Origin of the sequence: Clostridium beijerinckii (genome assembly GCF_008705175.1) — a bacterium.
GTDB classification, from domain to species: Bacteria; Bacillota; Clostridia; order Clostridiales; family Clostridiaceae; genus Clostridium; species Clostridium beijerinckii.
The window spans coordinates 820,486-833,502 of the sequence record NZ_CP043998.1; the positions used below are offsets into that span (position 1 = coordinate 820,486).

Annotated in this window: 9 protein-coding genes; 7 read left to right on the forward strand and 2 right to left on the reverse strand. The window is 31.4% G+C overall.

Features of this window, described 5'->3' with window-relative positions; genetic code table 11:
- The first annotated feature begins 220 nt into the window (after nt 1-220).
- Together F3K33_RS03875 and F3K33_RS03880 are read left to right on the forward strand one after the other, a co-directional pair.
- On the forward strand, nt 221-973 hold the full coding sequence (locus F3K33_RS03875) for a DeoR/GlpR family DNA-binding transcription regulator (RefSeq protein ID WP_039773186.1): 753 nt from the start codon (nt 221-223) through the stop codon (nt 971-973).
- Nucleotides 974-1,262: 289 nt separating this feature from the next.
- Complete coding sequence (locus F3K33_RS03880; protein WP_039773184.1) at nt 1,263-3,665, forward strand: glycyl radical protein; 2,403 nt, start codon at nt 1,263-1,265, stop codon at nt 3,663-3,665.
- A gap of 155 nt (nt 3,666-3,820) precedes the next feature.
- On the opposite strand, the gene F3K33_RS03885 is transcribed toward F3K33_RS03880, so the two are convergent.
- Complete coding sequence (locus F3K33_RS03885) at nt 3,821-4,264, reverse strand: MarR family winged helix-turn-helix transcriptional regulator (protein ID WP_039773182.1); 444 nt, start codon at nt 4,262-4,264, stop codon at nt 3,821-3,823.
- Nucleotides 4,265-4,650: 386 nt separating this feature from the next.
- Nucleotides 4,651-5,829 (reverse strand): MFS transporter, encoded by a 1,179-nt coding sequence (locus tag F3K33_RS03890; RefSeq protein WP_039773180.1) that lies wholly within the window; start codon nt 5,827-5,829, stop codon nt 4,651-4,653.
- A gap of 410 nt (nt 5,830-6,239) precedes the next feature.
- Here F3K33_RS03890 and F3K33_RS03895 point away from each other — a divergent pair, with 410 nt between their 5' ends.
- The 5 genes from F3K33_RS03895 (at nt 6,240) to F3K33_RS03915 (ending at nt 13,009) form a co-directional block, all read left to right on the forward strand.
- Nucleotides 6,240-6,872: a cobalamin B12-binding domain-containing protein gene (locus F3K33_RS03895; RefSeq protein WP_084670574.1), complete on the forward strand. Its 633-nt coding sequence runs from the start codon at nt 6,240-6,242 to the stop codon at nt 6,870-6,872.
- Complete coding sequence (locus F3K33_RS03900) at nt 6,872-7,915, forward strand: uroporphyrinogen decarboxylase family protein (protein ID WP_039773178.1); 1,044 nt, start codon at nt 6,872-6,874, stop codon at nt 7,913-7,915. The genes F3K33_RS03895 and F3K33_RS03900 overlap by 1 nt, the downstream gene beginning before the upstream one ends.
- A 4-nt stretch (nt 7,916-7,919) precedes the next feature.
- Entirely contained in the window at nt 7,920-10,265 is a 2,346-nt protein-coding gene (locus F3K33_RS03905; protein ID WP_039773176.1) for an ATP-binding protein, read from the forward strand.
- 924 nt (nt 10,266-11,189) lie between these two features.
- Entirely contained in the window at nt 11,190-12,167 is a 978-nt protein-coding gene (locus tag F3K33_RS03910; RefSeq protein WP_011968056.1) for a mannose/fructose/sorbose PTS transporter subunit IIA, read from the forward strand.
- A gap of 35 nt (nt 12,168-12,202) precedes the next feature.
- Entirely contained in the window at nt 12,203-13,009 is an 807-nt protein-coding gene (locus tag F3K33_RS03915) for a PTS mannose/fructose/sorbose transporter subunit IIC (protein WP_017209435.1), read from the forward strand.
- Nucleotides 13,010-13,017: the final 8 nt, after the last annotated feature.

Sequence of the window (13,017 nt, forward strand, 5' to 3'; positions counted from 1 at the left end):
TAAATAAAAAGTTTCATTTGAAATGATTATGAATTTCATAAGAATAATAATTTGATGTTTAATATTATTTGAAGTAGTATATAATCAATAATAAGTTAAGCTACTTTTATTCGAAATATAAATAGTTCATTTTGTAAGTAGTTTATGATATAATTACCATTGGATTTAGGTATATAGACTAGTTATTTTTTGAATATACCTAAGAGAAGGAGGAGTTTCTATGATAAATAGGTATACAAAGCTTCTTGAAATTGTCAATGAAAACAAGCGTATAGAAGTCAGTAAATTATCAGAGCTTTTAAATGTATCTCAAGTGACTATACGTAAAGATCTTGGTGCATTAGAAGAAAAAGGATTATTGAAGCGTGAACATGGGTATGCTGTTATGACTTCAAGTGATGATATCAATAGCAGATTAGCTTTTAATTATGATATAAAAAGAAAAATAGCACAATTGGCAAGTAAACTTGTTAATGATGGTGAAACAGTTATGATTGAATCGGGCTCATCTTGTGCCTTACTTGCGGAAGAACTTGCATATAATAAAAAGGATATAACAGTAATAACTAATTCTACATTTATTGCAAACTATATTAGAGAAGGAAATGCGAAAGTAGTGTTGCTTGGAGGAGATTACCAGCCGGAATCTCAGGTATCAGTAGGTCCTCTAACAAGAAAGTGCGTTAAAGATTTTTTTGTAGATAAATTGTTTATCGGAACTGATGGTTATAATTCTAAAATAGGGTTTACAGGAAAAAACTTAATGCGTACAGAAACGGTAAAAGCCATGGCCGAAAGTTCTAATAAAATTATAATATTAACAGAATCATCAAAGTTTTCTGAGCGTGGAGTGGTAGCTCAATTTAAAGCAGAAGAGATAAGCTATTTATTTACAGATACTAATATTCCTGAAGATGTTTTAGAAAGTTTAAAGAAGGAAAAAGTGGATGTTCAAATGGTAAGTGTAAATTAATATAGTTTATAAGAATAGAACAACCATAATATAGGAATTTATAAGATGCATAGGTATAGGGTTTACTTTAATGAGTAAAAATTATAATCTATGCATTTTTTTGTTATCTTAAATAAAAAGGATTTTGTTATTCATTTCGAAAATAATTATATAAGTTTCAAATGAAATAATAATATTGACAAAAGATATTGTTGATATATAATTTAGTTATGAAAGAAAATAAAAATAGTTTCAAATGAAAGTAAAAGGTTTATTATAATATGAAATTGATAATGAGGGGAGAATATTTATGAATCATTTTGGAGAATTAACTGATAGAATGCATAATTTTAGAGAAGAATTATTAAATGCAAAATCTATGGTTAGTGTAGAAAGAGCTAGACTTACTACGGAAAGTTACAAAGAACACGCTGGTAAGCCAATGGTATTACGTAGAGCGTTATGTTTAGAAAATATATTGAAAAATATGACTATATTTATTGAAGATAACTCGATAATTGCGGGAAATCAAGCAGAATCAAATCGCTCAGCTCCTATTTTCCCCGAATATGCAATGGATTGGGTTATAAATGAACTTGATGAATTTGAAAAACGTGAAGGTGATATATTTTATATTACTGAAGAAAGTAAGAATGTTTTAAGAGAAATAGCACCTTTTTGGGAGCATAAAACTTTAAAAGACAGAGGTCTTGCAGGGATGCCTGCTGAAAGTAGAATTTTTTATGATCTAGGGATTATAAAAGCAGAGGGGAATATTACTTCTGGGGATGCTCATATAGCGGTAAATTATGAAACTGTATTAAAACTTGGGTTAATTAATTATAAAGAGCGAACAGAAAAAAAATTAAAGGAACTAGACCTTACAGACTATAGGAATTTAAATAAGTCTTATTTTTATAGAGCAATTTTAATTGTACTTGATGCAGTAGCAGCTTTTGCAAAGCGTTATGCAGATTTAGCGTTAGAATTAGCTGAAAAAGAATCTGATGTAAATAGAAAAGAAGAATTACTTGAAATGTCAAGAATATTAAATAAAGTTCCATATTATCCAGCAGAAACTTTCCATGAAGCAGTTCAATCTTTGTGGATAATTCACTTAGTTTTGCAAATTGAGTCAAATGGACATTCACTTTCATATGGAAGAATGGATCAATACTTAGATCCTTTCTATGAAAAAGATTTAAAACTTGGAAGGATTACTGAGGATAGTGCTACTGAATTATTAACAAACTTGTGGCTTAAGACTTTTACTATAAATAAGATAAGAAGCTGGTCACATACACGTTTTAGTGCAGGTAGTCCCTTATATCAAAATGTTACAGTTGGTGGCCAGACTGTAGATAAAAAAGATGCAGTAAATCCATTAAGCTACTTAATTCTAAAGAGTGTTGCTCAGACAAAATTACCACAACCTAACTTAACAGTACGTTATCATAGAGGGTTATCTGATGATTTTATGAAAGAATGCATAGAAGTAGTAAGATTAGGATTCGGAATGCCAGCCTTTAATAGTGATGAAGTTATTATTCCATCATTCATAGAAAAAGGTGTAAATGAAAAAGATGCCTATAACTATAGTGCAATTGGATGTGTTGAAGTAGCGGTTCCGGGTAAATGGGGTTATAGATGTACTGGAATGAGCTTTTTAAATTTCCCTAAATCATTATTAATAGCTTTAAATGATGGAGTTGATCCCGAGTCAGGAACTAAGCTCTGCGAGGGTGTAGGTCACTTTAAGGATATGACAACCTTTGATGAGGTTATGAAAGCCTGGGATAAGATAATTCGTGAATTTACAAGACATAGTGTAATAATAGATAGTTGTGCAGACTTAGCAATAGAAGAAGTTACAGCAGATGTATTATGCTCAGCTTTAACTGATGATTGCATTGAAAGAGGTTTAAACTTAAAAGAAGGTGGAGCCGTATATGACTTTATCAGTGATCTACAAGTAGGTATCGCTAACCTTGGAGATTCTCTTGCAGCAATTAAAAAATGTGTATTTGAAGATAAGAGTTTTACCGCGGTAGAGTTGTGGGATGCATTAATTAATAACTTTGAAGGGGAAGAGGGGAAAAGAATTCAAGATATATTACTTAATGATGCTCCTAAGTATGGAAATGACGATGATTATATAGATTTATTATTAAGAGAAGCTTATGAAATCTATATTGATGAGATAAAGAAATACAAAAATACTAGATATGGTAGAGGACCAATTGGAGGATGCTATTATGCTGGAACTTCTTCAATTTCAGCTAATGTACCACAAGGAGCAGGAACTTTGGCAACTCCTGATGGAAGAAAGGCTGGAGAGCCTTTAGCTGAAGGGTGCTCCCCATCTCATGCAATGGATAAAAATGGTCCTACAGCAGTATTTAAATCAGTTTCAAAATTACCAACACACGATATTACTGGTGGAGTATTATTAAATCAAAAGGTAACACCACAAATGTTGTCTAAGGAAAGTGGAGAAAAGTTAATTTTATTAATTAGAACTTTCTTTAATCGTTTAGAAGGTTTTCATGTACAATACAATGTAGTATCAAGAGATACTTTACTTGATGCGCAAAAACATCCAGAAGATCATAGAGACCTAATTGTTAGAGTAGCAGGATATAGTGCTTTCTTTAATGTACTTTCTAAGCAAACTCAAGATGATATAATTGAAAGAACAGAACAAGTTTTATAGTAAAATAATTATCCCTAAGTGAAATGTTCATTGATATTATTTATGAAACCCACGACCATTTGCATGTGGCTTAAATAGCTGGCTGCAGGTGGTCGTATTTTTGATACTGGCGGCTTAATCTTATATATTTTGTAAAAGATTGAACAATCTATAAATTAATCAATATCAGAATTAATTTTATTTTTTTCTTCAGAAATAGTATGTAGGATTCTTTTTAGAATAATCACTGTTTGTTCTTCTTCTTTCTTGGATAAGTTTTTAGAAAAAATAGCAACTAATTCTAAAAAGGTTGCATCTATTTTAGGTATAACTTTTTTTCCTGCCTCTGTTAGATATAACCTATAAATACGCTTATCATTTTCATCCTGAATCCTTTTTACGTAATCATTTGATACTAGATTTTTTACTGCTTTTGCAGTAGTTGATTTACCTACATACAGAAACTCACTTAACTCTTTCTGACTTATACCTTCATTTTTTGAAATCACATATAAAAAATCATGTTGGCCACTTCTAATATTCAAATCTATAAGCTTTGAATTTATTATGCTCTGAGCATTTCTATAAATTGCTGCATTAAGTTTACTAATGTTCTCCATAGTTACTTATCTCCTTTACATTAGTTTCCTATAAAGTGAAACTTTTCAGGTGGAGTTTTAAATCCAGCTGAATTTAGTTGAACTTATACCCTAAAGGGGTACATTGTCCAGAAGTGTGCAGCCGTTATCTCCCGCTTAAAGAAAAGGGAGTGCTACGGATGCTAGCTATCGGATAAAACCATCTTAAATTATATATATAAATAATTATAGTTTCAATGATTTACTAGGATATATATTTTTTGAAATTATGAATTGGTATTTTAAAATATAGATTATATTATTTGGAAAAAGAAAACTCTGCCATTGATAAAACGCAGAGCTAACTTTGTATGTGATTAATATACATTTTGAGAATTTGTGTTACGTACTAATCCTAAGGTAAAATACTACTTTTTTAATTGTAATTGAGGTTTTCTCTTTCTGCCAATAATGAAATAAAGAATAAATGCTATAATAGCAGCTCCACTTGCCCACAGATACATTTGAGCATATCCAACGTTTGATGAAACTACTCCTAAAATTACTGCGCCTAATCCTATACCACAATCAAATGCAGTGAAAAATGTAGCATTGGCAGCACCTAGACGTGAAGGTGGAACTCCAACCATGGCCATTGTCTGTAAAGTAGATTGAGTTGCACCAAAGCCTATTCCGTAAATAAATGCGGCGATTAAAAACATGCTAATATTTGAAGACTCAGATAACAGCAACATAGATATAATTACACATATAAAACCTGGAATAATTGCATAGTCAAAACCTAATTTATCTATTATTTTACCGAATATTGGTCTAGATATAAATAAGGATATTGCATAGACTGTAAAGAAAATTCCAATGTTCTCTATGCCTTTTTGTGAAGCATAAAGAGGTAAGAAACTGGTTAATGCACCATAAGTTATTGTTACAAAAAATACTATAATAGAAGGATTTATAGATATTTTTTCATACAATGAAGCTTTTATTTTAGTTTGTTCTTTATTTTCAATTTTTTTATATTCTAATTTAAAAGCAATAATACCTCCAAGCACGGCTAGTATAGTAGATGTTAAAAATAGAGCTTGAAAGCTATATTTTGATATCACAAATAGTCCAATTGTAGGAGCTACTGCCATAGCTAAACTACTTGTCAGACTAAAATATCCCATTCCTTCTCCAAAACGATCATTTGGGATATTATCCGAAGCAATTGTATTAGAAGCTGTACTTACTGCTCCCCAGCCAAAGCCATGGATAAACCGTATCATAATAATTGCACTAATAAATGGAACTATTGAATAAGAAAATACTGATATAATAAAAATAAATAATCCAACTAAAAACACCTTTTGTCGGCCTAACTTATCAAGAAGTAATCCAGAGATTGGCCTAATTATTACTGAAGATACTACAAATGCTCCAGTTACTAATCCAATGATAGAGTTTGTCCCTCCGAGTTTTTTAGCATAGAGCGGAAGTGTAGGTAATAACATTTGAAATCCAAAAAATATTAATAGGTTTATTATGTTTATAATAACGAAGTTTTTTGTCCAAAGAACCTTATCTTTTTGTATATCTTTTTCCATAAATGTTCTCTCCTTTGAATATTAGTTTCCTTTGCAACTAATATAACAATAACATAAATTAGTTTCTTGTGCAACTAATTTGATTGATGAATTAAATAAAATTTTTACTCATAACTAATGAGATTTAAGTTGATATTTAAATAGTACCCAAAAGTGGGGATAAGGAATTTAAGTTGTAATTAATAGGAACTTATATGCAAATAATGTTAAAATATAATAATAAAGAGTATAATAGTTTTATTAATAATTCAATTACTCTTTAACATAACTAAGTAGAAAATCCACTAACATTCATATAAAAATTTTAAATTATTTAGACATAAATATTTCTTAACATAAAACTATGGTGTAAAGTAACAAGAAAATATTAAGTGAAATTAAAAAGTTTACTTAATAAAGAAGGGAGCTAAATGATGAATTGGGAGGCGTTTGAAAAGGCTTTGATTAATTACGATAAGTTAGAAGTTAATAAAATTCTTCAACATTTTTTAGCTGAAAAAAATGGGATTGATTTTATTGATGAGTATATAGTTAAGTCCTTGACTTCAATTGGGGAAAAGTGGGAAAGAGGAGAAGTAGCTTTATCACAGATATATATGAGCAGCAGGCTTTGTGAGGAAATTGCAAGTTCTATTTTGGAGGAAAAAAACTTCATAATTAAGAATGCAAAGCCGATTGCAATAGTTACTCTTGAGGACTATCACACTCTTGGAAAGAAAATCGTAAGTGCCGTTGTGAGGTCAAGTGGTTTTGACCTTATAGACTATGGTTCTATAAGTGGACCGGAGGAAATAATAAAGAGAGTCACTGATGATAGTATAAAAATACTTATGATATCAGTATTAATGTATCCATCTGCTTTAAAAATTAAGAAAATATCTCAAATGCTTCATGAAAAGGATCCTTCAATTAAAATATTAGTTGGGGGGGCACCTTTTTTAATGGACAGCACTCTTTGGGAAGAGGTGGGTGCAGATAAAATGGGAAAAAGTGCAGCCGATAATATTCCTATTATAGAACAATGGATGAAGGAGGATTCTTAATGGAAAAAAGGTATACTTCTATGGAAAGAGTGTTGACAACTATGAGTAAGCATGAACCAGACAAGGTTCCATTGTTTTTAATGTGTACACATTACTGCGCAAAATTTTTAGATGTATCTATTAAAAACTATTTTAGTAAACCTGAAAATGTAGCAAGGGGACAAATGATGCTTCTCAAAAAATTCAACAATGATTGTTTGAATCCATTTTATTCTGCTGCTCATGAGTATGCAGCTTTTGGAAGTGAAGTTATTTTCAATGAAGCAGGACCTCCTAATGCTGGTGAACCAATAATAAAAAACTTTGACGATATTTTAAAATTACAACCACCAGATGTTAAAAATTCAAAAATTCTTAGAAATTGTCTTGAAACAATATCCATACTGAAGGAGGAAGTGGGGATGTCCGTCCCTATTGCTGGGGGTGTGTTATCACCTTTTTCACTTCCTATTCTTCAAATGGGTTTTGATAAGTATATTGAACTTATTTATGAAAAACCAGAGTTGTTAGAGCATCTTATAAAAATCAATGAAAGGTTTTGCACTGAATGGGCTAATATGCAATTGGCGGCAGGTGCATCCTTTATAACGACTATAGATTCTATGTCTGTGTCTTCAATTATTCCTAAAAGCATATATTTAAAGACTGGATTTCTTTCTGCAAAGAGAACAATACCCACTATTAAAAGTGATGTAGCCATTGCTACGTCCTCGGCAAGCTCTGCCTCAATACTTGAGGAAATCCTTGAATCTGGGATTAAAGCTATTCTAGTAAGCCATACTGACGATCTAGCTGAAATGAAGAAGAAAGTCGGCAAAAGAGCCACATTACTTGGAAATTTAAATGGCATAGAAATGTGCAGATGGACTAGATCTGATGCTGAATTAAATGTTAAGGAAGCAATAAGAAAAGCTGGAGATGGTGGTGGCTTTATCTTGTGTGATAGTTTAGGAGACATTCCTTATCAGGTTAGTGAGGATATTCTTTATGAAATATCAGAGAGTGTAAATAAGTGGGGAAGATATCCATTAAATTGGAGGTGATTATATGAACGATAAACTATGTATTTTAATTTGTGAAAGTTTCAAAGCTGAAGTGGAGAGTACGCGAGGCGCTTTGAAAAATGAAGAGATTGAATTTAAATACTATTCAATGGATTGTATAAATTGCAAGCGTCAAAGACAGAAATTATATGATGGCCTTATTGAATCAGCTTATTGCAGTGACTCAGTTATTTTGCTGCCAACTCAGAAGGGTTCTGGAAGAGATGAGAATCTTGCTGGTGAAAGTATTTTTAATTCATGTCTTTCATTATTGGCTGGAGGTGATCTAATAAATTACCTTTCTTCAATGGGGTATTATTTGACTACACCAGGTTGGCTAAAAAGATGGAAGCATATTATTATGGACATATACGGATTTAATCAAGAAACTGCACGTGAATTTTTTTCAGAATACTGTAAAAAGGTGGTTCTTATTGACAGTGGCGCATATAGCAATATCTTACTTGATTTAATAGAGTTTTCAGAATATATAGGAATGGAATATGAAATTATAGATGTAGGTTTGGATTGCTTTTCAAGCACTATAAATAATTCATATAAAAATTGGAAAGTTAATAGACTAGAATACATTTTAAATTTAAAAAACAAGCAAGTCACTGATTATGCTCTTGTATTTGATTTTCTTGAAAAAAAAGCAACACTTTTAAAACGTGAAGACCTGATTAAGAATATTTTTACTTTATTTGAAATGTTGACCGGTGCTAAGCATCTCGCATTTCTTCCTGTAATTGAACATAAAAAGGGAGAGATAGTTTTCCATCAAGAGAAGTTGTATAAAAGTGAACTATATGATATCGACAATTCAAAATTTAGGCAAAATTATTTTCTTACTTCCTCAGGAGCAGGATTTATTTTTAAGATAACTTTTGATAATGAATTAATGGGTTATATGGACGTGGAAGATATTATGTTTCCTAATTATATGGAAAAATACTTAGATTTATCAAAAACAATCATGATAATTCTAGGAATAATGCTTTTTAATTCAAAGATTTATGAGAAATTAATTGACACAAATGAGGAACTTCTTTCATTGAATAATGAGCTTGAGGTTCTTGTTGATAAACGTACTTCTCAACTGTTGGAGGTTAATGGAAACCTTGAAAAAACAAACTGTATGTTAGAAGAAGAAATCGAAGAGCATAAGTTAACTGAGACTAAGCTTAAAGCTGCAAAAGAGGAAGCAGAAAGAGCAAACTCAGCTAAAAGTCAGTTCTTGGCAAATATGAGTCATGAAATAAGGACACCTATGAATGGGATTATGGGAATGACTAGCTTATTGGAATTTTCAAAGTTGACAGATGAGCAAATTGACATAGTAAAAATGATTGAAACTTCTTCAAAACATCTTCTTCAGATTATTAATGATATACTTGATCTCTCAGTAATGGATGTAGGCAAGATTGAACTAAAGCCAGAACGTATAAACATATTTAATTTAATGAATGAAAGTAGAAATTTATTTACATATTTAGCGGAGAATAAAGGACTGAAGCTTGAGATTATTGTTGACAATAATTTACCGAATGAAATCATATTAGATAAGGGTAGATTAATGCAAGTTTTAAGCAATTTAATAGGAAATGCAATTAAGTTTACTGAAAAAGGTAAAATTCAAGTATCCGTAGATAAAGTTGAGGATAAAGAGAATAAAGTGAAGCTAATGTTTTCTGTAAAAGATACAGGGATTGGAATTAAGGAAGAAGACATTCCGAGATTATTTAATTATTTTACACAGTTAGATATATCGGCTTCAAAAAAATTCCAAGGCACTGGTCTGGGGCTTGCCATTTCTAAAAATATCGTTAAGCTTATGGGGGGAGAAATATCTGTTGAAAGTCAGTATGGTAAAGGAAGTACATTCTACTTTACTTGTTTGTTTGATATCGCTAGTGATAGTAAGGAATCATCCAGTATTCAAAAAATGTGTATAAATAACAAGTCCTACCCTGAAACTAGGATATTACAAGTTGAAGATGATACTATCAGCCAGCGATTTATGAATCAATTATGTAATATTGCAGGGTGGAAAATAAAAATAGCTTCAAATGGATTAGAAGCATTGAATATACTTGAAAATGAGGATTTTGATATAATTCTTATGGATATTCAGATGCCAGATATGAGCGGAATTGAGCTTACAAAAATAATTCGGGAAAAAGAAAAGTTAACTGGTAAACATATTACTATAATCGCAATGACAGCATATGCAATGGGAGGAGATAGAGATATATGTATTAATACAGGCATGGATGACTATATTAGTAAACCAATTGAAGTTATGAAACTTAAAGAAGTTATTACTAAGTATAGCAATAACTATAAATAGAGTATTTATAAAATATTAAAAAATATAAAAGCTTCTACATAAACTGTACAATAGGATGCGAAGAAAAGTAAGAGTGGTCTAGAGTATATTCACTAATTAGTTAGGTAATTTTATGTGTCTTTAAGATGGGAATTATAAAGGCAGTTCTTCCATATCAACATGAAACCTACGAAAATCTGGAATTCGGATTTTCGTAGGTTTTTATTTTGTGGGAAATAAATTTATTATTATTAAACTTCCAATAATTTTCAACTATATATTTGTATTGATATTGCCTTTTGTGGTAACAATTATTATATCTGAAGTAGTTTATAGAATTCCTAGAATTAGGTTTCTATTTGGCATAAAAAATAATATAAACAGTTTGAATATAAATAAATAATTATTATCTGGACTTCTCTCATCCTTTATGAATAGTGTGTATGTTAATTTGAATATATTATTTCATTTTGTTCTTTTGATGTTTTTAAAATGGTTAAGGAATTTCTAATATAAAGCGAGTTTGAATAGAATATGTTTTTTATAAAAGTGGGAAATTTATAGTATAAAAATTATTTTATGAAAGTTAGTTAAAAATATTAAAAAATGTATTGCATAACTAAAAGAAAAGTGTTAATATGAAAACGTAGTCTAGAGAGAGGTTCTTAGAGAGGGACTTTTGGTAGACTATAATGAAATAATAATAAATAATATCTAGCATGTTACTGATTCGATCAGGCATAAGCATAGAGAAGTAAAATGAAGTAATATTTATTCGTTAAAAACACATATTTTGTACAGTTTTTATAGGGTATTATCATATTTTTTTATGATTTAATTTTGGTGTACAAATATTGTGAAGATATACGAATATATACTATTGTTTTATTTCCAAATGCTTATGCCTTTTGTTTTTGTAACAAATAAAAAATAGGAGGTATAAAAATGGTAGGAATTATTCTTGCTAGTCACGGAGAATTTGCTAAAGGCATCATGCAATCTGGTGCGATGATTTTCGGAGAACAAGAAAACGTAAAAGCTGTTACGTTGATGCCTAGCGAAGGACCTGATGATCTTAGAGCAAAAATGAAAGATGCAATCGCATCCTTTGACAACCAAGATGAGGTTTTATTCTTAGTTGATCTTTGGGGTGGTACACCATTCAACCAAGCGAATATGCTATTTGAAGAACATAAAGACAAATGGGCAATCGTAGCTGGTTTGAATTTGCCAATGTTGATTGAAACTTATGGTGCACGTCTTTCAATGGAATCTGCTCATGAAATTGCAGCTTATATCTTAAATGCAGGTAAAGAAGGAGTTAAAGTTAAACCCGAGGAGTTAGAACCAGCAGATACTGGTAATGCTTCAGGAGCGGGAGCAGGGCAATCTAATGCAGGTGCACCTGGATCGTTTGAATACGTTTTAGCTCGTATCGACTCTCGTTTACTTCATGGTCAAGTAGCAACTGCTTGGACAAAAACTGTAAATCCTACACGAATTATTGTCGTGTCAGATGATGTAGCTAGAGATACTCTTCGTAAGAATTTGATTACGCAAGCTTCTCCTCCGGGGGTTAAGGCTCATGTTGTTCCAGTTGATCATATGATTAAACTTGCAAAAGATGATAAGCATTTTGGAGGCCAACGTGCAATGCTTCTTTTTGAAAATCCAAAAGATGTGCTTAGAGCTGTAGAAGGCGGAATACCGCTAAAGATAATCAATGTTGGTTCAATGGCTCATTCTCCAGGTAAGGTTCAACCAAGCAAAGTTTTAGCTTTCAATCAAGAAGATATCGATATATTTAATAAGCTTAAACAAGCTGGACTTACTTTTGATGTGCGTAAAGTACCAAATGATTCAAAAGCAAATATGGACGAAATACTTAAAAAAGCACAAGAAGAATTAAAAAAATTAAAATAATCTAATTATTTAGAGAAAAAGGAGGATTAATAACCATGACTTTAAATATAGTTCAAATTATATTAGTCATTTTAATAGCATTTTTAGCTGGTGTAGAAGGTATCTTAGATGAATTCCAATTTCACCAACCGATAATTGCTTGTACATTAATTGGCTTGGTTACAGGTAATTTACTACCATGCTTAATCTTAGGTGGTACTCTTCAAATGATAGCCTTAGGTTGGGCAAATATTGGTGCTGCTGTAGCACCTGATGCAGCATTAGCCGCTGTTGCATCTGCAATTATTTTAGTTCTTGGAGGTCAAGGTGAAGCAGGAGTTGCTTCAGCGATTGCTATTGCTGTTCCTCTAGCAGTTGCAGGATTATTATTAACAATTATTTGTCGTACACTTGCTACAGCGTTCGTACATTTTATGGATGCTGCTGCTAAAGAAGGAAATCTTAGAGCTATTGATATGTGGCAAATCGCTGCTATTTGTTTACAAGGTATACGTATTGCGATTCCAGCTGCACTAGTATTAGCAATCGGTGCTGGTCCTATTAGTTCATTACTTGCTGCTATGCCTACTTGGTTAACAGGCGGTTTAGCAATTGGTGGTGGAATGGTTGTAGCTGTTGGTTATGCAATGGTAATCAACATGATGGCTACAAAAGAAGTATGGCCATTCTTTGCAATTGGTTTTGTATTAGCAACTGTTTCACAAATTACACTTATCGGACTTGGTGCAATAGGTGTAGCTTTAGCACTTCTTTACTTAGCACTTAGCAAACAAGGTGGCTCAGGTAATGGTGGAAGTTCAAATACTGGTGATCCTTTAGGGGATCTAATAGATAGATACTAAGAAGGGAG